We start from the raw sequence: 25,341 nt of genomic DNA on the forward strand, positions 1-25,341 counted from the left end.
ATTATAGCGTTTCTCAAGCTTATGAGGTACACAAGCTCTTTAATTTCTTTTCTATCCGTTATTCCCTCCATACCTAATTCCCTGTTCCCTGTTCCCTGTTCCCTGTTCCCTAAAACAAACGAATTTTGTACCTCACGCTTCTTGGGAATTGCTATATTAATAATTAATTATTCAAAAGTGAATGTTCCTGCAAAACCTCTATAGGTACAACCTCCAATGCTTTTTGATGAGTTGCTGACAAAACAACTGGTGGCGCAACTCCAGAGTCAAGCGCTTCTTTCCAACGAGATACACATAAACACCAGCGATCGCCAGGTTTTAAACCAGGAAATGAATATTCTAGTCTAGGTGTACTCAAATCATTACCACGACGTTTAGTAAATTCTAAAAAATCTGCTGTTAGTTCTGCACAAACAACATGGGAACCAAAATCAGATGCTCCAGTTTGACAATATCCATCTCGATAAAATCCAGTCATGGGAGAAGTGCAACAAATTTCTAGTTTTTCCCCCAGTACATTTAATGCTTCTGTCATTTAAAAATAATCCCTATGGATATAGTTTATTTTTTTAGTTTACCAGAGATTAACTTGATTATTTTATCTGTAAAATAATTTTATTTTTATCATTTTTTTTGATAGGCGATCGCTAATTTTTTTGTGCTATTATTAGTAAGATTTACCCAAGAATTATTAATTAAATAATTCAGCTTTATTAGCCTCCCATTTTAAGGGAAAAAAGCGGGGCTGTCGCCGACATGAATGCGGAGCATGACCTAGGATAGGATCGCCTTAGCGGAGCGGCTCTGCACTCTTCGGGAAACCTCGCCATATTCAATCGACCAAAAGAAAACTTAATATTCAATTCCCTTACGGTTTTAACCAGAGGTAATTATCAATTATCCATTATCAATTATCCATTAATTAAATTCCTCAAATTCTATGCTAAAAAAAATTACGACTGTTGTTTCCTTAGCTGGAATTTCTCTGTCTATCGTTTCAATAAGTGCAATTGCTCAAGACACTTCTTTGAAAGTGGGAATCGTACAAGAGTTAGTGACTGGAGACCTAATGTGTTATGCAACTTTAATAGATGAAAATGGTAAAGAACATTATGCCAGAGCTAGCTTTGAAATTTGTGCAGATCAGGATTATTACTTAAATAAAAAAGTTCAATTAACTTATGAGGAAGCTAATATTAACGATTGTCAAAGTAGTGAACCCTGTGGTAAAACTCGTAAAGAATGGATAATTTCAAAAATGAAAATAATAGAATAAGTCTGATGCCGAGGAGTCAGCAATTAACAATGTTCATTTCGGCGACAGCCAATACAATTAATAATTAATAATTACCCCTTCTAAATAATTAACAATTAACAATTAACAATTAATAATTATCTAGAGTAGAACATTCATAATTTATAACAGACTATCTCATGGTTCTTTATGGCGTGTCAATTATTAATTATTCATTATTAATGACAATAGGACGCTTCAAGGCGTGAATTGTCGAATGAATAATTAATTGACTATCAAATCCTAATTATTAACTATTAATTATTAATTATTCGGTAAGCTTAATTTAAGATAGTTATAGCAATCCTAAATTGGTTACGGGTAATTCAAAAGTAAATAAAAAAATTGAAATTATCATCTGTTCACTGTTCCCTAAAAAGCAGTAAGATTTTTACCACGAATATGCGGAGGATTGCTATATATAGCAGTCGAAGCAAAGGTTAGGACATTTATAAATCCTGTTTGCGCAGCATTCCCTAGGAAAACCCTTTGACAGCTTACTATTCCCTATTCCCTATTCCCTAGCGCCTAGCGCTATAAAGATTTATTAGCCTACCCTTTAAGAATTTGCTACATTTTCAAGATTGGAATATATGAACAGTCAATATGTATTTATGTTTGTCGGATTTATCCTAGCATCATATTCGATTGTAGCTAACGATGCAATTCAAACTCTAGGGACTTTTTTAAGTTCTAATCAAGAGCGTCCTTGGTGGGTACTATGGCTGTTTGCTTCCTCAATTTTACTGGTAGTTTTTATCTATAGCTGGAGTACAAATTGTGGAGATGTAGCTTATGGTCGCCTAGAAAAATTTCCTTTTCCTGAAAATTTTACTTGGGTTTATATAGTTCCTCCTCTTGTACTTCTGTTTTTAACAAATTCAGGAATTCCTGTTAGTACAACTTTTCTAATTCTCACAGTTTTTGCTCCTGAAAATATTACAGATATGCTGATAAAATCATTATCTGGATATGGAGTTGCTTTTGTCACAGCTATATTTGTTTATAAGTTTGCCACAAAATCTTTAGAAAATAAATTTATAAATACACCCTACAAAGAAGCACCTATTCAATGGGTAACTTTGCAGTGGATGTCAACAGCATTTTTGTGGAGTCAATGGTTAATTCAAGACTTGGCAAATATTTTTGTATATCTGCCACGAAATGTTGATGCTTCAATGCTATTTTTTTCAATCTTTGTGATATTAATCTTACAAGCATTTATCTTCTACATAAATGGTGGTGAAATTCAACATATAGTTACCAGTAAAACTAATACTCAAGATATTCGTTCGGCAACAATTGTAGATTTTATTTACGGATTAATTTTGTTATTGTTTAAAGAATGGAGCAATATACCGATGAGTACAACTTGGGTATTTATCGGTCTTTTAGCTGGTAGAGAAATAGCAATAACCCACAATTTCCAAAATCGTGAAATGAAAGAAACTGGTAAAATTCTTTTCAGTGATGCATTAAAAGCCTTTGCAGGTTTAGTGGTGAGTGTTATTATTGCTTTTGGACTGCCGATACTAGACCAAATGATTAGCAAGTAATATGAGCAGGACTTATATCATGTCAGGTAGCATTGGTATTGTATAGAGAAGGTAAGTAAGAAGCAAGAAGTAAGAAGCAAGAAGGAGTAAAATAAGGAAAAATCTTGGATAAGGTAGATATTTCCCCAACTTTTACACGCTCCGATACCAACGGACATGATATTAAACAAAGGATACTGGTACATAGTAATGGGTACATATTCAGCAATTAACAATGAACAATTAATAATTAATAATTACCCCTTCTTGAAAGAAGGGGATTGGATCAAAGGAAATTTTTTTGATTTATCCCCTATCCAATGGGAGGCTTTAAACCTTAATTGTTGAATGAATAATTAATTATTGACGCTTCAACTCTTAATTATTAATTATTAACTATTAATTATTAATTATTTGGTAATGGTATAGGAAGTGTGGTGAGTGTGGGAAAAAAATGTATATTCTCACGCCTTAGCGAGCAGGAGTACCACACAAAGATACCCCATATTTTTACATATTAATTATTGCTCTGCTGATTAAATTTCAAAGCATTGACAGATAAAGATTTTAGCCTTTAATTGTCTTGAAAAAGTGCAAGCTTTTAGGTCTTTTAGGTTGAAAAAGTTAGCATTAAAGGCTCACTAGGAAAGAAAAATTAACAGACAATTCTTCCGACTACTTCCTCTATAGCTCCCATTTATCCTAACTCCTGACTTCTGACTCCTACCCTTATCACTCATACTTATTCAGCAAACCCTAAATAGTTTAAATTATTTGAGATTACAAAAGATAGTTCCTAGGGTTAACTCTAGGAACTATTAACTTTTTTTTTGGACATTATGATTAAATGTCCATTTAGGGATAAAACTTGAAATTTGTAAGTCCAGAGATTGTCAATAGAGTTATAGTAAACTGGCAGTTTATGCTTATTAAGTGTTCAGAATGCCCCAATAATTCAGAGTGGAGCATGAAAACTGATACCCTAAACTAAAAATGGCCGTGAGGAGTTTAATAGATGAATATATCCAAAGATAAAGATGCCTTAGAGATACTAAAAGAAACTAGCCGAACTTTTTATATCCCTATTAGTCAACTACCATCTGGCTTAAAAGAGGCTGTGGCATCGGCTTATCTTTGTATGCGTGCCATTGATGAAATTGAGGATCATCCAAATCTAGATAACTTCACAAAGGCAAAATTGTTACGAAATATTAGTCTTATTTTACAGGAGGCAGTTGACTACTCCAGTTTCCTTAACTTTTCAGACAAGTTAGACTTAAATATTAGTCACCTACCAGAAGTAACAAAAAGAGTAGGAGAATGGGCTATACTCGCTTCAGACACCATAGCACCTAGGATTTGGGATGTAACTGCAGCAATGGCAGACCGAATGGCTTATTGGGCTGAAAATAATTGGACCATCCACACTGAATCAGATTTGGATCGTTACACTTTTAGTGTGGCAGGTGCAGTAGGTTTATTACTCTCCGATTTATGGAATTGGTATGATAATACTAATACTAATCGTACTCAGGCAATTGGATTTGGGCGTGGTCTACAGGCAGTAAATATTCTCCGTAACCATTCAGAAGATTTAGATAGGGGGGTAGATTTTTTTCCTCATAGTTGGACTGCAAAAGATATGCAAGCTTATGCTCAACGTAATCTTTTATTAGCTGATTCTTATACTAATTCTCTCCCTTCTGGACCAGCACGAAATTTTTGTCAAATTCCTCTCACCCTTGCTCATGCGACTCTAGATATTTTAACAATGGGGCAAGAAAAATTAACTCGTTCGGAAGTAATGGAATTAATTTCTCGTTGCAATAATTCCGGTTAATATTATTTAGTCTATGTATAGCGCTAGGCGCTAGGGAATAGGGAATAGGGAATAGGGAATAGTAAACTTTCAAAGGGTTTTCCTACGGAATGCTGCGCAAACAGGATTTAGAAATGTCCGCCCTCTTTGCTTCGACTGCTATAAAGTAGAATTTATCTCAATTCCAGCTACTTAGGGCTTGATGATTAATTCTCAAAGGATTGACACATAAACTGTTTGGCTTTTCTAGGTCGAAAAAAGTACCTGCTTTTTAGAGCAAAAAGCTGAAAAAGTGAGTATTTTAGGCGCATAGTTGGGCAGAAAAATCAAGGGATAATTCTGACTCCTACCTCCTCACTCATCCCCTTTTCCTCCTGACTTCCCCTCCTGGGAGGGGTGGGGGTGGGTTGACTCCTACCCCAACCCAAAAGACTTTTTCAGCAAATCCTACTTAAACATTACTCTTAGTTGACATACTCTCCGGCCTAAACGCGCGGAGAATCTCCTGAAAACAGGATTCTTGGTTCAATGAGTCCACTTAAATCAGATACGCAAGCGATACCTAAGCCAGAGATGGTTCTCTCCCCAAGCGTTTACTCTATTTCAAGAGCCTGTTCCTGTATGCCCTACGGTACAGTTCAAACAAACCAAAAACTTTGGTTCTCTGGTACTTGTTGCTTAGAGCTTTTCCATACACAAGCATATAGATGTGCAAAACCCCATAACTCTTCTCTTGGTCAGCATTCCGCAAGCGAGCTGACGGCGACGCGGGGTCTGACCGCAGTTTTCAAGGTAAATGGCGCTACTGATTAAGTAGCTAGGTTTTTAGAGTGGTTGAATACCTTTCCACTTTTTCTAGCATAACACAAAGTCCCCCTAAAAGGGAAAGGCTTTAAACCCAATTTTTCGGTAAGTTGGATACAAAATTCATTTCAGTCTGATATTACCAATAATATCATGTCCGCTGGTATCGTTTGTGTAAAAGTTGGGGAAATATTTACCTTATGTAAGGTTTTTTCTTCCTTCTTCCTTCTTCCTTATTTCTTCTGCCTTATTTCTTCTTCCTTCTTCCTTCTTCCTTCTTCCTTACCTTCCCTATACAATACCGATGCTACCGGACATAATATAAAAAATGCTTAAATGCTAAAACCAAAATATTTCGAGAAAAAAAATTTTAGCGATGCTAGGTAATATTTCTGAAATCAAAATTCATCGACTACGATGGGCACTGACCCTGGGTTGGTCCCTCCTTATTATTTCACTATTCTACGATCCAATATCCAGTAAGCTAACAGAACCTTCCAATTTAGTAAGTCCGTTCAAACTTAATATAGAAAACTGCGTCCTGGTACAAGGAAAATGTCTTGAAGAGATACCATATCCAATGGGAGCTTCTATTTTTTGGGGCATTATCGTCCCTTCTGGTGTTTTCATTTTGTTTGTGTTAGGACACGAATTTTGGCGACGCATTTGTCCCCTATCCTTTATTTCACAAATTCCTCGTGCCTTGGGATGGGAACGTAAACGCGATCGCATTAATCCTACAACAGGCAAAGTCCGCAAAGAATTGGTTAAAGTTCCCAAAAATTCATGGCTAGCTCAGAATCATCTTTCCCTACAATTTTGCCTTTTTTTTATAGGGTTGTGTAGTCGCATTCTTTTTGTCAACTCTGATCGTTTGGCTTTAGGTTTGTTTTTAACATTCACCATTCTTGCAGCACTAACTGTCGGTTTCCTCTATGGTGGTAAGTCTTGGTGTCAGTATATTTGTCCGATGGCTCCTGTACAAAAGATTTATGCACAACCAAGAGCATTGCTCAACAGCACTGCTCACAAAGGCGATCGCAAACTCATTACCCAGTCCATGTGTCGCACGGTAAGTCAAGAAGGTAAAGAATTGAGTGCTTGTGTTGCCTGTCAAAGCCCTTGTATTGATATAGATGCTGAAAAGTCCTATTGGGATGGGATAAGCAACCCACAGGAGCAAATGCTCTACTACGGCTATGTTGGCATTACAATTGGGTATTTTTTCTATTACTATCTTTATGCGGGGGGCTGGGATTATTATTTATCGGGGGCTTGGGCTCACGAAGAAAACCAACTGGCTAATCTACTCAAACCTGGGTTTTATTTCTTAGATCAAGCTGTAGACATTCCTAAAATTCTAGCAGTACCCATAACTCTTGCTATATTTACCTTTGGCGCTATAGGTATTGGTAGTGCATTGGAAGACACTTACAAAGCCTATCAGCATCGCCATCACCAACGGACTGACCCCTTAATCATTCGGCATCGAATGTTTACCTTGTGTACGTTTTTCATTTTCAATTTCTTCTTTGTTTTTGGAGGGCACAATTTTATTCAGTTGTTGCCATCACCCTTGCCAGGTCTATTTACAGTTTTAATGGCAGTATTTAGTAGCTTGTGGCTTTATAGAACTTGGCAGCGCACTCCCAGTCATTATCAACGGGAAAGTCTTGCCAGTCGATTGCGAAAGCAGCTCAAAAAGCTGAATTTGGATAGCGCGAAGTTTTTGGAAGGGCGATCGCTTGACGATCTTAGTGCAGATGAAGTCTATGTTCTTGCTAAAATTCTACCTGATTTTTCCCAAGAAAAACGTCTGCAAACTTACAAAGGGATGTTGCGAGATGCGATTTATGAGGGTTATGTAAACCCCGCTAATAGTTTGGAAAGCTTTAAGCAAATGCGGCAAGAACTGAATATTTCCGATAAAGATCACGATACCATTTTAACGGAACTAGGTCAGGAAGATCCTGAGTTGTTCGATCCTCGTAAGTTGCGGAGTAAAGAAAACACTTTGCGGTTGGACAGCTATCGAGAAGCTCTCCTGGAAACTATCTTACATACTCAAAAAAGTGACTCATATCAAACCTGGGTTGCTGACTTAATGAAAGCATTTTCTACAGAAACATCCAATGAAGTATTAGAAGACCTTTTGAAGAGTTTATCCCCAAAAACTCGCAACTTAGTTCAAGAACTTCGCCAAGAATATAGCATTACTAAAGATGACGAAGCAGATGCTCTGAAACACACTGACCCCTATCAGTTGTGGAAGGCGATCGCTGAACGTATTGGTTTGCTAGCATACATCGGTGCTGGGCGAGAAGAGCAACTCCGTAAAATGTTCCAAGATATTGATACAGATGACTCAGGGGATGTAAGTTTGTGTGAGTTACGAAATTATATCAGTGTTATCGACCCCTATATTACTCATGATCAAATTGGGGAGATGTTTAAAGCAGCAGACACAAGTGGTGACTATCTAATCAGTTTTGAGGAGTTTAAAGCAATCTTTAAGTCATTGAAATCTTAAGACAAAAATTGAAAAACAGGGAGTAGGGAGTAGGGAGTAGGAAGCAGGGAGCAGGGAGTAGGAAGCAGTGAGAAATTATCAATTATTTCTGCCCTGGCTTTAGAGTGTTATGAGAAACCGGGTTTGTGGCAGCTCAATGGTAGGGACGTTGCATGCAACGTTCGTACAAGAGTATTTGATACAAACCCGGTTTCTTTGCTTTTTTATACCGATACTACCTGATTTGATATTATAGCAGGGAACAGGGAACAGTGGGAAAAGTGTTTCCGTGGTCTTTGATTCATCATCAGTCTATGTCCTAATCGCCCTGGCTGTTGCTATATAATTAAAGTTTGTAGTAAAGCTCTAGCCCTATCTGTAAGTTCGAGCTAGAGCTTTACTACAAACAAAAACTTTTTCATCACTGATTATCCGGACATGATATGACTCCTGATTCCTTGTTTGACACTATATTTTGTCTTGCGGAATGTAGGTTTTAATGAACATGATTTTTTTATTACGATCGCTCGATTTAAAATCATATTACAGCGCTTTTCAAGTTGATGAACCACATATTCACAACCAAAACCAAGTAGGGACGTTCCATGGAACGTCCCTACTGTGGTCTACTGAAATGAAAACTGCTGTAAATAAAAATGTTGGGTTATGCTAATGCTTAACCCAACTCTTTATTCTCAGAAATTTTACGTTGACAACCTTTCGTTGACATTAATTATTGCTGTAAGCAAACTCAGGAAGTTGTTCGTTAGCAGTTACAGGTACAACCTTCACCTCGCCATTTTCATCTAAATCTACATAAACATTTTCCCCATCCTGAATCTGACCAGCTAATAACGCTTCTGCCAAAACATCCTCTAACAAACGCATAATAGCTCGGCGTAGAGGTCTCGCTCCATAACTAGGATCGAATCCTTCTTCTACCAAGCGATCCTTAAACTTATCGCTGACTGTAAGAGTAATTTCACGTTCGCCCAAACGACTAAATACATCCCGCAGCATAATTTCTGCAATCTCTTATACCGCATAATAATAGATCTACGTTGATAAGGTGAAATATTTGGCTGTGAAGCATGGAGTAAGTTTAATCGTACAGAAATTATCAGTTATTTCCCCCTTCATACCTACTCCCTATTCCCTCTTTTCTGGAGATGTCTATTTAATGGTTGTAATTAAATTAACTCAAGTTAGGTTGATTCATCAATTCCAGCAGACTGCTTACATTTGATAAACTTATGCAATTCCAAACCATTTCCTCCAAATCAGTTGCTCGTTTTTCTGACAACTCACCTTTGGTTAAAGCTCGAAACTTTTCTTTTAATTCTTCATCCGTGGGTGGCTCAGTTGATGCCCATTTTTCCTCAATATCACCAGAATCATAAGTCATTCCACTGTATGTTTTGATAATTACCCTGGCAAATCGCTGATTGGGATAAATACTGGTAAATTTTTCTTCTTCAATAGTCTCTATACAATCATACAAATGAGCAACAATATCACTTTTAAATGCGGCTTCAAATGTTGTTGCTCTGCCTAATTCACCATAAACGAGTATAGCCGCCACTGCAAATTTAAGATTAAATTGAGCTTCCTCGGTATTTTTGGGCATAGGCATATTTCTTTCCTTCGTTGCCACAGCAAAAGAATGAACTTTGATAGACGTAATACTTTTAAAATCTTCTTTCAGATGATCTCTAAGTACTAATGCCGCATCCATACCAGCTTGCATCCACCGACAAACGGTATAAGGTTTGTAATAAGATTTAGATAATTGCCAATGTTGTCCTAAATCATCCCAAATATCGGCTACTTCTTTTTCCTCGATATTGAAAGTGGGCGATCCTGTAAAACCTTGTCTAGCTAACAATGCAGAGGTAACCCCTTCCATTGCTGCCCAACCAGCACCAGTTCTCACCATAGTGGGATAACCAACGGTTTTGGGAATGGGTGCAACAGGCGCTACATATTCAGCTATACCAAGAGCGTGTTCCGTTTGAGAGGGACTCAATGATAAGAGACGAGATGCGATCGCCGCACTACCTATAATATTCCAAGTACAAGCGGTATGAGCTTTACTACTATCTCTCTTATTTAAAGCTATTCCTGCTCTGAAAGCTATTTCAAAGCCCATAATCCATGATGTCAAAAGTTCCTTTCCTGTAGCATTGGGGGTAACTGTAGTTAATAAAGTAGCTAATAAAGTAGCCCCAGCTGTACCCCTAGCGAGGGGATGTCCTCCATAAATACCCATAGCATCGGTAGTCATCCCATTAGCAAATACTGCCGCAGGTAGAGATACTTCCCTACCATCAAGCCATAAAAACCCGCCTTTACCACCATAAGTCGCCACTACATATTCATTCACAATGTGGGAAAGTTTGGTGTTGTGACCAATTATTGCCGCTCCCAAAGTATCAATTAAGCTACGAATTCCTTCTCGTTGGATTGCTTCTGGAATATCTTCTAACTTAAGTTGATGAATAAAATTGATTACTTGCATTTTTAATGTCAGAGATTTAAACAGTAACTTCTTGTGGTTGTAAAATTTCTTCTATTGTCTTGTAACGTTTCCAAGGCAATTGTTGTAAAAAATCGATTGTTGTATTCCCATAACGTTCTAATAGAGGGGCTACCCATAATCCTGAAAGATTTTTACTACCTGCGAGGTATTGTAAATATCTTTGTTCAGGTAAAACAGGAACTTGGAGTATATGGAAAAGAGATTTGAGATGTTCATATTGATATAACTTCTCATTGTGAAAATGTTCCACGATAGCTAAAGCTTGATCAATTTTAGTATTACCTGCACCTAAACCATAGCCATTAATAGAACCATCAATCATAGTACATCCTGCTGCCATCGCTGCATGAGAGTTAGCCGAAGCCAAACCTAACATATCATGAGCATGAAAACCTAATACCCCATCCCATTCTTGACGTGCAGACTTGATAAAAGAAAAAACTTCATCGGGTTGTGCTGCACCTCTAGAATCAGCAAAATAAAATATATCAAATACCTCTTTTGCTGTGGCTGCCAACTTAACTGCCGATAATAATTCATCAGGGGTATAGACTGTAAAATTAGCAAAATTTAAGCTAGATAATATACCTAATTTTTTTACTTTTTCAGCTATCTTTATTCCCAAAGGAATTTCTTCTTTTACACTTACTACAATACGAATCAGATCAAGAAATTCACCCCTTGAATCTAATATTTCATCTACTTTTTCTTCGTAACATCTCAACATTCCACCAACAGAGGCGGAGTTAACTTTTTCTTTTAAACTAGCTAATAAGGATGATGGACAAGTAGCAGTAAGCATACTTTCAGGATCTTCACTCAGATAACCAACTTCAATAACATCTACACCAACTTTATCCATTCCAGTAACTACTTGGAAAACCTCACTTTCAGAAAAGTCCCAATTGTTAAGGAAACCTGCATCTCTTAAGGTTACATCTATAGCGCTATGTTTTTGTAAAAAATTCATTTTTGATCACAAATAATTATATCGATCGCTTTAGTCAACTGAAGCAACTAATTTTTTCTTGGTAATTTCAACTCTGGATTGATAAAAATCATTCCTTTGAGGATTCAAGTTTTTAAGACTTTCATAATATGCTATTTCTGTATTTAACATCAATCTTACACCTTCAGATAAGTCTTGACACTTATCAATATTCAGTAAAAAATTAATAGTATTCAAATGATCCGCTTGGAACTCATTCTTGATAGAAAGAGCAGTACGAGGATTTACAAAACCTCCCACAGAAATACTTTTCCCTTTTTTATGTACTGCATCAATGATTTTTTTGCATATTTCTTGTACTTCTGGAGCGTCAACATTTTGTATTCCCATTGAATTTGATAAATCCAAGCGTCCTAACACCAGCATTTCTAGTTCATCAAAATAGGGACTATTAAGAATGATGTCAAGATTATTATAAGTCTGAATTGATTCTATCATCATAGCTAGTCTGGGCTTTTTATGATGTTTCTGACAAATTTCTTTAGTAATTGTGACAAACTTTTCCAAGGCAAACTCAGACTCTACCATTGGAGCTAAAAAAGATTCTACTCCAATCTCTAGCAAATTTCTAATTTCTGTTCTTGCTTCAACTCCACCAACTTTCATTAATACGGGTATATCATGGCTTCCTAATTGCTTGAGGTAAGCAATTTCTTCTAAGTCCATATTTTCCCATTCTGAACCAGCTTTAAACATTCTTAAACCGTAAGATTTATAAAGCTCATCAACCATTATATTTAAAGTTTTAGTCTCTAAATCTAGTGATTTTTTCAGATCCAGTTCAGTTTTTTTCATCGCTTTCATAATTTTAAAAATTTCTCAAATAATTCGTAAGAGTCTCTACAACCATTTTAATTCTTCGTGTAAAGGATTCTTTAGTATACCAACCACGACGAGGTGTAATGATTAGATTAGGAAGTTGAAAATATTTTTCATCTTCACTCAGTAAGTCTATTCCAGCATAGGATAATTTGCCATCTTCCAAAGCCCACTTCAAAGCATTAAATTCGATCAATTTATCAGGAGAAATATTAATCAATATAGCTCCTTTTTTGATTTGGGAAATATTCTGAAAATTTATGATATTCTTAGTATCTTGGTTTAAAGGTAGTGTCAGAAAAATCACATCACTTTCTGAGAGTAAGGTATTCAAATCTGTCTGTATCCCTAAACTGGTAGTCAGCTGACTTCTATTACTATACTTAACTTTCATTTCAAAACCTTGAAGTATTTTAGCAATTCTTTTCCCAATATCACCCATTCCTATAATGCCTACTTTTTTGCCAGATAATTCCATACCTTGATGTTCAAACAATTGAAAGTCACCCGATCTGACTTTAGTATTAAAATCAACAATTCTTTTAGCTGCCGAAAGCATTAAAGCTACAGCATGTTCAGCAACTGATGCACCTGTATATTTGGGAGTGTTTACAACTTTTATGTTGTTTTGGTGACAATATTCCCGATCTATATAACTGGTTTCCGTTGTTGTTGCCAGTATAAATTCCAGTTGAGGAAGTTTTGATAAATTACTTGCATCTAAATTCATGAAAGTTGTTATCAAAATTTCTGTATCATTATGGGTCTCTAATATTTTTTCTAGGGAAAATGAACCAGAATTATCCTGATACCAAACTACATTCCCATGAGAAAGATGATTGAATATATCTTCTGGATAAGGCTCTCTATTATTTAAAAATAAGCATTTTTTCATTATTTTTTACTTTCACGAATAGCAAATACCCAGTAATGTGCGTTTGATTCCTCTCCTAAATAAGGTTGATTCATTCTGCAATCTATTAATTTTAATTCTCCAAGTTGCTCTAATTCTTTATAATAACCTTCAAAATTATAAGTCTCACAAAAAACCAATCTTGTACTCATTAAAATTATGCCTCCTGGTTTTGTTACTTCCATCAGCCATCTTAATGCAGTCGGCTTTACTAAGTCAAATGAAAATACGCCACAACAAATAGTTAAATCATATTGATGATGGAAAAAAAAGGGTGGTTTTTTATTCAAATCACACCAACCCATCAAGTATTGATATGCGCCTGTTTCATAGGCTAACTTTACCATCTCATGAGAAAAATCTACCCCATCAATATAAGAAAATCCCTCTTGGCGTAATTTAACTCCAAGCAAACCTGTACCACATCCGGCATCTAAAACCTTAAGCTCAGATTTGTTACTGTAATCTATTACTTGCTGATTCACAAGTTCCATGAGATATTCTACGATGTAGCTTGGAGCATAATAATTTCTATTTTTAACATCTACATTGTATGTGGAAGCCCATTTATCATATCGTTCTTGGTGATTGATCATCATTCTTATATGTTGTTTAGAAAATACTTTTAGAAAAAATTACTATGATTTAGTATAAACGGCAATGGGTTCACCTAATATTTCCATAATCGGTTCTATGCCTAAACCTGGTGTTTCTGGTGGAATACCTGTACCCTTTTTGTAAGTATAGCCACCTTTAGCAGGAATGACGGTATGTAATCTAGTAGAGTCTGAAGTCGCTAAACGATATCTGAGGGGAGTAGCAACGGCCAAATGTATCGCACCTGTGCCTCCTATGACGCTACCGCCTGTTTCTTCTATATTCATACGAAGTCCAGTGGCCAGACAAAAATCTCGCATTTGACGTGCTTTAGTTAACCCTCCAACTCTTCCAATTTTAATATTGATAGCTTGTGCCACACCTTCTCGTTGAGCCCATAATAAATCTTGAAAAGTGTGAATGCACTCATCTAAAATAATGGGGTGTTGAGTTAGGCGACGCACAGCTAAACATTCTTCCAATGTTTCACAGGGTTGCTCAAAATATACTGTTTTATCATTGATAGAATTCATAATTTGAATAGCATGATCTGGCAACCAAGCACGATTAGCATCTATGGTAATCTTTTCCTGTGGCTGTAATTCTGCCATGATTGCTTGAATACGGGCAATATCAAGGGAAACCTCCCCACCAATTTTAGGAGAAAAAATATGATATCCTTGATCTCTTCGTTGTTTGAGATCGGCAACCATTTCTTCTGGTGTACCATTGGCAAAAGCCCCTATTAAATCAGCGTGTTCGCTAAAACGTCCTCCCAACAGTGTATAGAGGGGCAAATTAGCATATTTACCTAATATATCCCAACAAGCTACATCAATAGCAGACTTGACATATAAATGTCCTTTGAGAGTTAAGTCCATAAGATGATTTATGTTCTCTAACTCAAGGGGATTAGCTCCTATAAGTATAGGAGCTAATTGAGCCATTCCTGCCTTTATTCCTCCAGCAAAAGCAGGTAAGTAAGATTGTCCAAAAGGACAGGACTCACCCCAACCTACGATACCATCACTGGTTGTAATAGCGACAATAATGCTGTCCATTTTGTCCACAAATAAACGTCCACCTGAAATTCGATATGGCTTAATTAATGGTAATTCTACTTCGTAAATATTGATATCACAAATTTTCATTGTCATGTTTGAATTTTGTTGTTAACTCAAAAATAATAGCTTAAATCGTTGACTAATATAAAATCCACAGGACTTACGCAGAACCACCATATATAGCGAATGGCATTCGCCCCATACAGATAACGATACCAATGGACATGATGTCAGGAGGATAGAGAATCACTTTGATTTAGTAGTTATACCCAATCCGCATATAATAAAAGATGCTAACCTATATATATATACCTTTTTTTTTACCCGGATTTGGTATTATGACCTAATGTTAATCAAAAATTTTGGGTTATGCTAATGCTTAACCCAACTCTTTATTCTCAGAAATTTTACTTTGACAACCTGCTGTTGACATTAATTGTTGCTGTAAGCAAACTCCGGTAGTTGCTCTTTAGCAGATCCATTAGGTATAACTTTTACCTCACGGTTTTCATCTAAATCTATATAAACATTTTCCCCATCCTGAATCTGACCAGCTAATAACGCTTCTGCCAAAACATCCTCTAACAAACGCATAATAGCTCGGCGTAGAGGTCTCGCTCCATAACTAGGATCGAATCCTTCTTCTACCAAGCGATCCTTAAACTTATCGCTGACTGTAAGAGTAATTTCACGTTCGCCCAAACGACTAAATACATCCCGCAGCATAATTTCGGCAATCTCTTTCACCTCATCCTTAGTCAACTGACGGAAGACAATAATTTCATCCAAGCGGTTGAGAAATTCTGGGCGGAAATATTGTTTCAATTCCTCATTAACTAAGTTGCGGATACGATTATATTGAGCTTCTTCTTGATCCTCAGCAAACTCAAAACCTAAACCACCGCCACCTTTCTCAATCACTTTAGAACCGATATTAGAAGTCATAATAATTAAGGTATTCTTGAAATCTACTACTCGACCTTTAGAGTCAGTCAAACGACCATCCTCTAAAACTTGCAACATGATGTTAAATACATCTGGATGAGCCTTTTCAATCTCATCAAACAATACTACAGTGTAAGGACGACGACGTACAGCTTCAGTTAATTGTCCACCTTCATCATAACCAACAAATCCTGGAGGGGAACCAACAAGTTTAGAAACAGTGTGACGTTCCATGTATTCTGACATATCTACCCGGATCATGGCTTCCTCAGAACCAAAGAAATAAGTAGCTAATGCTTTTGTCAGTTCTGTTTTACCAACACCAGTCGGACCAGAGAAAATGAAACTAGCAATAGGTCGCTTGGGGTTCTTCAAACCAACACGAGCGCGACGTAAAGCACGGGAAACAGCTTTTACTGCATCATCTTGACCAATCAGACGTTGGTGCAAGGTATCTTCTATGTGTAGCAGTTTCTCAGATTCAGATTCTGTCAACTTACTTACAGGAACTCCAGTCCAGGATGCCACGATATGGGCAATATCATCTTCAGTCACCACAGGGGAGTTATTAGTTTTTTGGTCTTGATCGGAGGTTGTCTGTTCAATCTCTGCTTGAATTTCTAGTTCGCGATCGCGCAGTTTACTTGCTTGTTCAAAGTCTTGTTGACGAACAACTTCTTCCTTTTCTTTTGTCACCTTAGAAAGTTCTCGTCTTAGTTCCTTCAACTCTGGTGAAACCATTGAATTTTTGACTCTGACACAGGAACCAGCTTCATCAATGAGGTCAATAGCTTTATCTGGTAAGAAGCGATCGTTAATATAGCGGTCAGATAATTCTGCTGCTGCTGCCAGAGCTTCATCAGAAATAGTCAACCGATGATGTTGCTCATAAGCAGAGCGTACCCCGTAGAGAATTTCAATAGTCTGCTCTACACTAGGTTCGCCAACTTTCACAGGTTGGAAACGACGTTCGAGAGCAGCATCCCTTTCAATATGCTTGCGATATTCATCTAGAGTCGTCGCCCCAATACATTGCAGTTCACCCCTTGCCAAAGCAGGTTTGAGAATATTCGCAGCATCCATACTACCTTCAATAGCACCAGCACCTACAACAGTATGAATTTCATCAATTACCAAAATAATGTTGCCATTGGAGCGGACTTCATCCATTATTTTTTTCAACCGTTCCTCAAATTCTCCTCTGAACCTAGTACCAGCAATTAGAGAAGCAATATTCAGACTAACCACCTGTTTATTTTCCAGGATATCAGGAACATCTTGATTAACGATCCGTTGAGCTAACCCCTCAGCGAGAGCTGTTTTTCCCACTCCAGGTTCACCAATAAGAACAGGATTATTTTTTGTCCTACGGCCTAAGACTTGAATCATCCGTTCAATTTCAACTTGTCGGCCTACTATTGGATCGATTTTACCCTCTGCTGCTAACTTTGTTAAATCTGTACCAAATTCTTCTAGAGTAACGGCTTTCTTCCCATTGGGGCTAGACCCTCCAGAAGACACTGCAGCAACTTCTCCCAGGGAGCGAATTACTTGAGTCCGAATTTTGCCTCTATCAACTCCCAAATTGTCCAAAACTTTAGCAGCTACTCCTTCAGAATCTTGTAGTAATCCGAGTAGCAAATGTTCTGTGCCAATATAGTTATGGTCTAATTTCCTCGCTTCTTCTAGAGAAATTTCTAACATCCTTTTTACCCTAGGAGTAAAAGGAATTTCTGCTGGGGTAAACCCAGAACCACGGCCAATTATTTTTTCTACTTCGTTCCGAGCATCTTTGAGATTTACACCGTGTTCCTTTAGAACTTTAGATGCAATACCTGTACCTTCACCAATTAAACCAAGGAGAATTTGCTCTGTGCCCACAAAGTTATGTCCTAAGCGACGGGCCTCTTCCTGAGCTAACATGATTACCTTGATTGATTGTTCTGTAAACCGTTCAAACATTATTACTACCTCTTATTATATGTTTATAGTCACAGGGGAGATATCTCCAAATATAGTAATGTTTTTGACTAATTACTGACCATCAAGTGGCCATAAACACTAAACAAATGTAAATTTTTATTTACTTATTGTAACTTAAATGTAGCGTTTTTAAAGTTACAGTGGCTAGTGAGGAGAGCCGTAAATAAAGATATAAGTAATTTGTATATAATAACTTGTTGTAAAAAGTTTGAACATAAGACCTTTTTGCCAGACAAAGCAAAAATGTATAATATTTGCTGTATTTGAATTTACTATTTTCTGGGGAAAGTTGCAAGAGTTTCTGGAATATTTGCCATATTTATATCGCTTTCAGAGGTTAACTAATTTTTTGAGTCGTCCTTCTATAGTAATAGTGGTTGAAAGTTTAGACTGCCTTGCCCCATTACCGAAATATAATTCCTAAACTGCTATATAATAGCCTCAATTTTATCCACTGTCTGAATCAGGAATAGTTATTATGTCTAATATTAGAGAAGAAATGCCAGTATTAGTCCGCCATGAAGGAGATTGGAAAGGAACATATACAATAGTAGATAACGAGGGAAATATTATTGATAAGCACAGTTCCCATTTAACTTGTCAATTTCCAGATAATGCAGAATATCCCTATTTTCAAACTAATCGTTATGAGTGGGCGGATGGTAAAAAAGAAGAATATCAATTTCCGGGAATATATCGGGATAAAAAAATTTGGTTTGATACAGAAAGATTGGATGGTTATGCTTGGGAAGTAGATAATTCAACAATTATTTTGTGGATTACTTATAAAGGAATGGCAGATTTTTATATTTATGAAATGATTAATATTAGTCCTGATAATAATCATCGCGCCAGAACTTGGCATTGGTTTCAAAATGATAAAATTTTCAAAAGAACAATTATTAAAGAAGAAAGAGTTAGTTAAATAAAAAAAACGAAATTTGCCTCGCTAGGAAAATAATAATTTGATCATTTTTGAGGTTATTAACCAACTTAAATTATCTGAAATATTATGTATTCTCTCCAGGAAAGCTACACTTTCAGCAAAAAACTTATTATTCTGTTTGTAGTTCCACTTTAGACATCTCCATAAAAGACGGAATAGGGAATACAGAGAAATAATTGATTTTATTTTTTATTTTTGGAGATGTCATTAATAGTACCTTAAAGTAGGGACGTTGCATGCAACGTCCCTACAGGGTTATCATTTTTTCTATTCCCTGTTCCCTATTCCCTAGTTCCCTAAAAGCGATAATTCTAGATAACATAACGAAAAATGAAAGCAGTTTGCATACATGAATACACAGGTATCTCTGGTATTCAAGTAGAAGAAACAGAAATTTTAGCCCCTAATTCCGGTGAAGTTAGACTGGTTGTAAAAGCTGCCGGAATTAATAACTCAGACCTACAAATGACCTACGGAAAATATAAAAGACCAGACGACGGCGCGTTGCCTCAAATTCTTGGTCAAGAAGCAGCAGGTATTGTTGATGCTGTGGGGGAAAAAGTTGAAGGGTTTTCGCCAGGAATGAGGGTAGTGGGTCACGTTAGAGGTGCTTTTGCAGAAAAGGCGATCGCTCCTGCTATAGAATTATTAGTTATTCCCGACGATATATCGTTTGAGGTGGCAGCTAGTTTACCTATTAACTATTTGACTGCTATTGTAGCTCTCATCCATCGGGCAAAAGTTCAGACTGGAGAGTGGGTATTAGTACATCCTGGTAGTGGTGGTGTGGGGAGTGCAGCAGTACAATTAGCTAAGTTATTAGGAGCAAAGGTTATCGCTACTGCTGGTAATGCAGCTAAGGTGGAATATCTGCTGAAATTAGGTGCTGACTATGGAATTGACTATAGCAGTCAAAATGTAGTTTCTGAGGTAGGCAAGATTACAGAAAATCTTGGAGTACAGGTGGCACTTGATGGAGGAGGTAAGGTGACATTTGCTGACTGTTTAGAGGTAATAGCTAATAATGGTCGTATTGGTTGCTATGGTACAACGACTGGTTTGGATGCTGCTTTACCTATGGGAAAATTACTGGGGCGCAATATTGCAATTTATGGTATTGCCCTTTGGTATAGCAGTTATTATCAGGCAAGTTGGCAAACTCTCAAGGAGGTAGTTATCCCAGCATTTGTGCAGGGAAAGTTACAGTCAACTATTGAGCAAATAGTTAGTCTGGAGGGAGTGGAGGAAGCGTTGAGTAGGATAGAGCAGCGTAGTTTGATGGGAAAAATTGTTGTACTTCCTTAAAATTAACAGATAGTTCGTCTAAGGAAATATATAGCGCTGTGCGCAGGGAACAGGGAACAGGGAACAGGGAACAGGGAAATATAAGGCTTTTAGCTCTTGGGCACCTCCTGTAATTTGTAAATATGCCAGCGCACATTGCTATAAATAAGGAAATGTGGAACAGGGAATAGGGACAAATAATATCAAGTCCGGTTAAATAATTATTAGAGTTGTTGGGGGAGTAGGGGAGTAGGGGAGTAGGGGAGTAGGGGAGTAGGGGAGATTAAATATTGAAGTGTAATTATAAAGATATACTATATAACCGGATTCTATATAAAAGACAACTATTTTTCACCCCGTTAGTTTTTCAGTTCTACATCTCGGTCATTTTGCTCAGTGTTCATCTTGTTGGTAGTTTTCATGTTTGAGATGAAGCCGAAATTGACTTAACAAACTATAGACTAAAGGAGATAAAAGTATCCCCATCGCGATAACAAAAACTAAACCACTAAAGAGTGCATAGATAGAAGCAAATACTTTTGCGCTAGTAGTTGAGAGGGGACTAATTGGTCCCATACCACTAAGAATCATTGAAGCTTCTACTAAAGAATCTATCCAACTCAAACCCGCTGCCCAATGATAGCCGATAATACCCATCATAAGTCCTAGAGAGATAAAAACTGCAGACATACCCAGATAACTGAGAAACTTCCACAGAAAGAGGAAAATTGACCTGGTTCGCTCTGATGAAGTCCAACTTTTCGATTCTTGAAAAAGACTTAAACTAGAGGAACGGATAAGAAATATTATAATTACTAAAATGAATAGTCCATATACGAGCATATTTCTAATAATCCACTTCACTATTATCTTATATATAGAGCTAAAACTGGAGAAACTACTGTAAGCGTGCCAACCAATTTTGTAATCATTTTATGATAAGATTTTTAAGTTTTAGCCTGAAGATAACTATTTCCGGGGCTAAAACTGGACTCAAAACAAAAACTTGATTATAATTAATGACCTGAAAAGTTAAAGGACTTTATCAATGCCAAAACGTGAAGTAATTATTCCTCAAGGAATGGAAAGTATATATGAAAAATATCACTATTGTCCTGGAGTTAAAATAGGAAATATGTTATATATTTCAGGACAGGTGGGAAGAGATGAAAATTTACAGGTTGTGCAAAAGATAGAAGAACAATTTATCCAAGCTTTTGAGAATGTTAAAAAAGTTTTGGTGGCTGCTGGAGCTACTTTTGATAATTTCGTAGAAATGGTAATTTATCATGTTACTGGTACTAATGTAGGGGAATCTTCAGAGTCTCAAAAATCTTTTACTATTCCCCATTTAGCCTTGTTTATGAAGGTAAAAGATTGTTATTTTACTAAAGAATTTCCCACTTGAACTGGGGTAGGAATTACTTCTTTATCTACCGTACGAAAAAAACTGTAGAAAATTGTAACAGCTTTTATCTTGATATTGGATTAACCAATACAGGCTGTACGGCACAGCTCACTATTCCCTCGGCAGTAAAGCACTCTGGGAATTTCTTTCTAATTATTTGGAGACTGCCGTTGATATCGGCATTAATCACCTTACCAGTTCCACTTCTAAACAAACCACGTTTGACTCTTTTTCCCACATAATTTTCCTGCTGACATGGCAATTCTAGGTCAAGTGCAGAAGTTTTACTGGTGTAACTTTCTTCAGTTTCCATAACTTTGATACCAGCAAGTTCACATTTATAAGTGATCTGTTGAATTAGCTTATAGTGGGGTATTTGGGTAAAGTTTTGATTGTTTTTTTTACCTATCTTTGCACCTTGTTTCCAGTTATCATTTTTTCCAATTACTACAGTACCAATATTACTCTTCACTAAATAATTGACAACTAACTTGCTGGTGTTATGCAGGTAATTCTCGACAAAACGATTTCGATGATAACTCAATGCTTCAATCTTACGACTGGTTTTTCTGTTGTCTTTGAGGTGACTTTGGTACTTGGCTTTTCGCTTGTTATATAATTGATTGACACTTTTTAGCGGCTTCCCATTAATCAGCAGTGGTTTGACACCAGGCTGATTTGTAGATAGAGCTACTAATCGATCAATCCCTAAGTCAATCCCGGCTACATATCTTGAGTCTATTTGTGGCTGATTCTTTTTTTCATACACAACTTCAATTATATAGCAGGCAGTAGCAGGAACTATCCTCACTTCGATGACAGTATCCACAACTATAGGTATTTTGATTGCACTCATGGATAAGTGACAAATACCATCTTTTAGACTTGCTCTATAGACTGATTCCTTTGAATATATAACTACATTTCGACCTTTAGTTTTGTCCTTATACTTTGGGATTTTTGGTTTACCTAAAAACTTCCCTGGATATTTTGACCATTCTTTGATTGCCTGAAAATAACCACGCCAAGTGGCAACCAAGCATTTGATTATTTGTTTTGATACTTTAGTTGGTAATGCTCTATAGGTATCGCTATCTTTGGTGGCGTGGTACAGTTTAGTTAAATCCAGACTTTTTGAGAAAAGTGAAAAAATGCTGACGACAATAATAATTAGCCAAGTTATACAAGTTTTTAGACTTAAAGGCTAATTGATCACAAACTCGCCAATACTGATGTGTTCGGTTAATAATATGTCTATCAACAAGTCCCATTCACTCCCTATTTTTGATCATGTATTGTTACCTATTTAATATTACAACACTTTTGTAAATTTTACAACTACTTTCTACAATTTTTATTCAACAGTTAATCACCCCAGGATTAATTGTTGAGATTAAGTGTACCGCAGTAGTTGATGATTAGTCTATAATCTGACAATTACTTTACCTTGATTTTTCCCACTAAGTTGATATTCAACAGCTTCGACAATAGAATCTAATCCTCTAAATTCTGTAGGCTCGATCGCTACTTTAAGTTGCTTAGTTTGAAACAAATTAAAGAGGCGATCGCTAGCTTCTGCTTGATATTCTCTATAACATGGCATGAGAAATGCTCTAACTGAGGCAGCTTTCCAAAATAGTTTATGAGAAATGTTCTAACCTGGATGTTAAACAGACCTGATATTACGGTTCAAAACGTTGCTGCCCAATATCCATGTTGTGAAGCATCCAATTACAACCGAGTTCTGCCTTAGTTCGGAACAATAAAAGAGAGCCAGTGTCTGTCCAAAAAGGACCGTGGGGAATATGAGCAGGTCTCCAGAAATAACCATCTTCTCTCATCGTTGAGTAACGTCGATTAAAGGGATCGTCATTCATCGCCCAATGACCATAAATACTCCCTGTAATCATATAACCTTCTTCAGAGGTGGGATGTCCTGCCAGAAAGTTTCCTTCGATAAATAAAGGAACTAAGCCAAGTATCCAAGTATCACCACCAGTCTGTTTGTTTGAATAAAGACTTTTTCGTGCAGCTCCAGGAGGTAAAAATGAATATTTCGTAGTCTCCCAGGACATGGACTTGATTTCCTTAATCGGGATATAGTCTCGGACGGCGGCAGCATTCTGAGCTAGCTTGTGATAAACTGAACTTTCAGGAATTTGAGGGAGTTGAGCGTAGGGTTCAGTCACATAAATAGGTGTAGCTTCTGGCATCCATAATAATACGCTATCCTCTTCTGCTATCCATGGTCCTGTGGGTACACCAGCAGGAATATAGGAATATGACAGATCTCGCAGAGGGAAACCTCCCTGTTTGACTCTCCCCTTCAGCACAAATAGTTCTAAATTTTCGGTGAAATGTCCGATGGGAGCAGTCCACCCTTTATTAATATGTACTCGTTGAGTCGATTCACCAGTGTTGATATCTGCTGAGAGAATTTGTGTCTTTGCAGTTTCACCTTTACTAAAATTATCGACTATAAAGTTGACTTTCGGAAACTCTATAACCGAATTCAAAGATTCCTCAGACTCTACATGGACTCTTCCAATGGAAGTTTGTGCAGCAGCAGGAATATTTGTATGAAGCTTTGGTTCTGTTTGCATCAAAAAATCTCCTTTAATACCAATTGTCTTAATTCTTGAGAGATAGTTGAACCAGGAAAGGTTCAGGGGTAAAAATTTGATTATATACTCATTTACCCAAAACTTTTAAATAGTCACAGCAAACTATTTTAGAAGCTTGATAGATTTCTTGCAATTTTAGAGAGTGATAGACTAGACTATAGTTTATTTAATAAATGCAAGTTTCGACAGGAGATTAGACTATGATGAATGATAATCAAGAAAATGCCAATCTTAAAGAAGACTGGGGAGGAGATGGTAGGGGACGGATGAATTTATCTGGGAGAAGTACAACAATTTCTCCAGACTATATCCCTCGTCAATACCAGTTTTTTGACTCTAATACTGTACCAGAAATTTTAGATTGGCGTATTGAGGGAATGCCTGATACTGTCCCTTTTGCAACAAGAAGATTATTATCTTGGCATAATTGTGGCGCATCGACATCAAGGGTAAGTTTACCCCCTCAATTTACAGCTCCCGCAGGAATATTTACAGCAGATCTAGAGATTTTTGTTCTGAGTGGAGTTATTCAAATAGGAGAATGGCAATTAGATAAACATGGTTACTCTTTTATTCCTGCTGGGGTGAGAGTTGGTAATTGGAAAGTTTTAGGAGATGAACCTTTAGAAATTCTGTGGATGGAAAATGGACCTGTTCCCTTTAAATATGAAGCCTCAGAAATAGATAATCCTGATGCTAGAATGAGTGAGTTTATCCCAGCATTAGATAGCAAACTTTTACCTTGGGGAAAAACAGAAACTGCTCAATTTGAACTGGCTAAAAAGAAGTATTTAAGGAAAGATAATAATGGGGGAGGTGTGTGGCTAATCACTATTTTACCTCATTATGATGGGCATTATCCCATGATTCAATGCTACAATGAAGAAGGATATTGTTTAGCGGGCTACGTTGATCTAGGCAATTATCAATTGGTTAAGGATTGGTTCAACTATTGTCCGAGTTTTACAACTGTTCCTAGACATATCAAAGATGATGGTTGCTTATGTTTTGTTAGAGTTGATCGGGATCTCTCAAAACCTGGAACTGTTTTATCCTATGTGGATCGTTTATAAATAAACAAAAAATACAATTATTATTTCTCGTTTATCTCAAGAAATCAACAACTACTTTAGCAATTTCATCAGGCATTTGATTCATCATATAAATTGTACCACCTTCGATATTCACTATCTTAGCATCGGTAATTGTTTCAGTAATGAATTGTCTATTTTTTGCTTTAGCTATTCCT

Annotated in this window: 21 protein-coding genes and 1 pseudogene; 9 read left to right on the forward strand and 13 right to left on the reverse strand. The window is 36.8% G+C overall.

Annotated features, from left to right (window positions below):
- Positions 1 to 163 precede the first annotated feature (163 nt).
- Positions 164 to 535 carry a DUF2237 family protein gene (locus ACP6PK_RS01210; protein ID WP_426557055.1) on the reverse strand — a complete coding sequence of 124 codons (372 nt, stop codon included), beginning with the start codon at positions 533 to 535 and terminating at the stop codon, positions 164 to 166.
- 405 nt (positions 536 to 940) lie between these two features.
- Between ACP6PK_RS01210 and ACP6PK_RS01215 the strand changes: the two genes are divergently transcribed.
- From ACP6PK_RS01215 to ACP6PK_RS01235, 5 genes are all read left to right on the forward strand, one after another.
- On the forward strand, positions 941 to 1,276 hold the full coding sequence (locus tag ACP6PK_RS01215; RefSeq protein ID WP_426557057.1) for a hypothetical protein: 336 nt from the start codon (positions 941 to 943) through the stop codon (positions 1,274 to 1,276).
- Between the two features lie 611 nt (positions 1,277 to 1,887).
- The gene (locus ACP6PK_RS01220; protein ID WP_426557059.1) at positions 1,888 to 2,850 is read left to right on the forward strand and encodes a hypothetical protein; all 963 of its coding nucleotides are present in this window, start codon (positions 1,888 to 1,890) and stop codon (positions 2,848 to 2,850) included.
- A 994-nt stretch (positions 2,851 to 3,844) separates the two neighbouring features.
- Positions 3,845 to 4,669 (forward strand): squalene/phytoene synthase family protein, encoded by an 825-nt coding sequence (locus tag ACP6PK_RS01225; RefSeq protein ID WP_426557061.1) that lies wholly within the window; start codon positions 3,845 to 3,847, stop codon positions 4,667 to 4,669.
- Positions 4,670 to 6,032: 1,363 nt separating this feature from the next.
- The gene (locus ACP6PK_RS01230; RefSeq protein WP_426557063.1) at positions 6,033 to 7,982 is read left to right on the forward strand and encodes an EF-hand domain-containing protein; all 1,950 of its coding nucleotides are present in this window, start codon (positions 6,033 to 6,035) and stop codon (positions 7,980 to 7,982) included.
- A gap of 478 nt (positions 7,983 to 8,460) precedes the next feature.
- Entirely contained in the window at positions 8,461 to 8,634 is a 174-nt protein-coding gene (locus tag ACP6PK_RS01235; protein ID WP_426557065.1) for a hypothetical protein, read from the forward strand.
- 56 nt (positions 8,635 to 8,690) lie between these two features.
- Here the strand turns inward: ACP6PK_RS01235 and ACP6PK_RS01240 are convergent.
- From ACP6PK_RS01240 to ACP6PK_RS01275, 8 genes and pseudogenes are all read right to left on the reverse strand, one after another.
- Positions 8,691 to 8,996: pseudogene (locus tag ACP6PK_RS01240) on the reverse strand (ATP-dependent Clp protease ATP-binding subunit ClpC); the annotation flags it as partial.
- 160 nt (positions 8,997 to 9,156) lie between these two features.
- Positions 9,157 to 10,479 carry an MmgE/PrpD family protein gene (locus ACP6PK_RS01245; RefSeq protein WP_426557067.1) on the reverse strand — a complete coding sequence of 441 codons (1,323 nt, stop codon included), beginning with the start codon at positions 10,477 to 10,479 and terminating at the stop codon, positions 9,157 to 9,159.
- Positions 10,480 to 10,495: 16 nt separating this feature from the next.
- Positions 10,496 to 11,470 carry a beta/alpha barrel domain-containing protein gene (locus tag ACP6PK_RS01250; RefSeq protein WP_426557069.1) on the reverse strand — a complete coding sequence of 325 codons (975 nt, stop codon included), beginning with the start codon at positions 11,468 to 11,470 and terminating at the stop codon, positions 10,496 to 10,498.
- Positions 11,471 to 11,500: 30 nt separating this feature from the next.
- Entirely contained in the window at positions 11,501 to 12,304 is an 804-nt protein-coding gene (locus ACP6PK_RS01255; protein WP_426557071.1) for an aldolase/citrate lyase family protein, read from the reverse strand.
- Positions 12,305 to 12,317: 13 nt separating this feature from the next.
- Positions 12,318 to 13,223, reverse strand: a complete 906-nt coding sequence (locus tag ACP6PK_RS01260) for a 2-hydroxyacid dehydrogenase (RefSeq protein WP_426557073.1) — start codon at positions 13,221 to 13,223, stop codon at positions 12,318 to 12,320.
- Positions 13,223 to 13,840, reverse strand: coding sequence for a class I SAM-dependent DNA methyltransferase (locus tag ACP6PK_RS01265; RefSeq protein WP_426557075.1), 618 nt, complete (start codon positions 13,838 to 13,840; stop codon positions 13,223 to 13,225). Before ACP6PK_RS01265 ends, ACP6PK_RS01260 begins: the two co-directional genes overlap by 1 nt.
- Positions 13,841 to 13,879: 39 nt before the next feature.
- Complete coding sequence (locus ACP6PK_RS01270; protein ID WP_426557077.1) at positions 13,880 to 14,995, reverse strand: mandelate racemase/muconate lactonizing enzyme family protein; 1,116 nt, start codon at positions 14,993 to 14,995, stop codon at positions 13,880 to 13,882.
- 339 nt (positions 14,996 to 15,334) lie between these two features.
- Complete coding sequence (locus ACP6PK_RS01275; RefSeq protein WP_426557079.1) at positions 15,335 to 17,809, reverse strand: ATP-dependent Clp protease ATP-binding subunit; 2,475 nt, start codon at positions 17,807 to 17,809, stop codon at positions 15,335 to 15,337.
- Positions 17,810 to 18,308: 499 nt separating this feature from the next.
- Here ACP6PK_RS01275 and ACP6PK_RS01280 point away from each other — a divergent pair, with 499 nt between their 5' ends.
- Positions 18,309 to 18,755 (forward strand): DUF3598 family protein, encoded by a 447-nt coding sequence (locus ACP6PK_RS01280; protein ID WP_426557081.1) that lies wholly within the window; start codon positions 18,309 to 18,311, stop codon positions 18,753 to 18,755.
- 351 nt (positions 18,756 to 19,106) lie between these two features.
- Positions 19,107 to 20,081, forward strand: a complete 975-nt coding sequence (locus tag ACP6PK_RS01285) for a quinone oxidoreductase family protein (protein WP_426557083.1) — start codon at positions 19,107 to 19,109, stop codon at positions 20,079 to 20,081.
- 372 nt (positions 20,082 to 20,453) lie between these two features.
- Here the strand turns inward: ACP6PK_RS01285 and ACP6PK_RS01290 are convergent, their stop codons facing one another.
- Positions 20,454 to 20,750: a hypothetical protein gene (locus ACP6PK_RS01290; protein WP_210407681.1), complete on the reverse strand. Its 297-nt coding sequence runs from the start codon at positions 20,748 to 20,750 to the stop codon at positions 20,454 to 20,456.
- Positions 20,751 to 21,108: 358 nt separating this feature from the next.
- Here ACP6PK_RS01290 and ACP6PK_RS01295 point away from each other — a divergent pair, with 358 nt between their 5' ends.
- A complete protein-coding gene (locus tag ACP6PK_RS01295; RefSeq protein ID WP_426557085.1) occupies positions 21,109 to 21,468 on the forward strand; it encodes a Rid family hydrolase in 360 nt (119 codons plus the stop codon).
- Between the two features lie 64 nt (positions 21,469 to 21,532).
- Here the strand turns inward: ACP6PK_RS01295 and ACP6PK_RS01300 are convergent, their stop codons facing one another.
- The 3 genes from ACP6PK_RS01300 to ACP6PK_RS01310 all read right to left on the reverse strand — a co-directional run bounded on the left by ACP6PK_RS01300 (position 21,533) and on the right by ACP6PK_RS01310 (position 24,071).
- Positions 21,533 to 22,651, reverse strand: a complete 1,119-nt coding sequence (locus ACP6PK_RS01300) for an RNA-guided endonuclease InsQ/TnpB family protein (RefSeq protein ID WP_426557127.1) — start codon at positions 22,649 to 22,651, stop codon at positions 21,533 to 21,535.
- A 240-nt stretch (positions 22,652 to 22,891) separates the two neighbouring features.
- Positions 22,892 to 23,119, reverse strand: a complete 228-nt coding sequence (locus tag ACP6PK_RS01305; RefSeq protein ID WP_426557129.1) for a zinc-binding dehydrogenase — start codon at positions 23,117 to 23,119, stop codon at positions 22,892 to 22,894.
- A gap of 31 nt (positions 23,120 to 23,150) precedes the next feature.
- Positions 23,151 to 24,071: a DUF4437 domain-containing protein gene (locus ACP6PK_RS01310; protein WP_426557087.1), complete on the reverse strand. Its 921-nt coding sequence runs from the start codon at positions 24,069 to 24,071 to the stop codon at positions 23,151 to 23,153.
- A 221-nt stretch (positions 24,072 to 24,292) separates the two neighbouring features.
- On the opposite strand from ACP6PK_RS01310, the gene ACP6PK_RS01315 reads away from it, so the two are divergent.
- A complete protein-coding gene (locus ACP6PK_RS01315) occupies positions 24,293 to 25,165 on the forward strand; it encodes a DUF4437 domain-containing protein (protein ID WP_426557089.1) in 873 nt (290 codons plus the stop codon).
- Positions 25,166 to 25,341: the final 176 nt, after the last annotated feature.

The organism is Dapis hubbardiae BLCC-M172 (assembly GCF_050016015.1).
Lineage (GTDB): Bacteria > Cyanobacteriota > Cyanobacteriia > Cyanobacteriales > Microcoleaceae > Trichodesmium.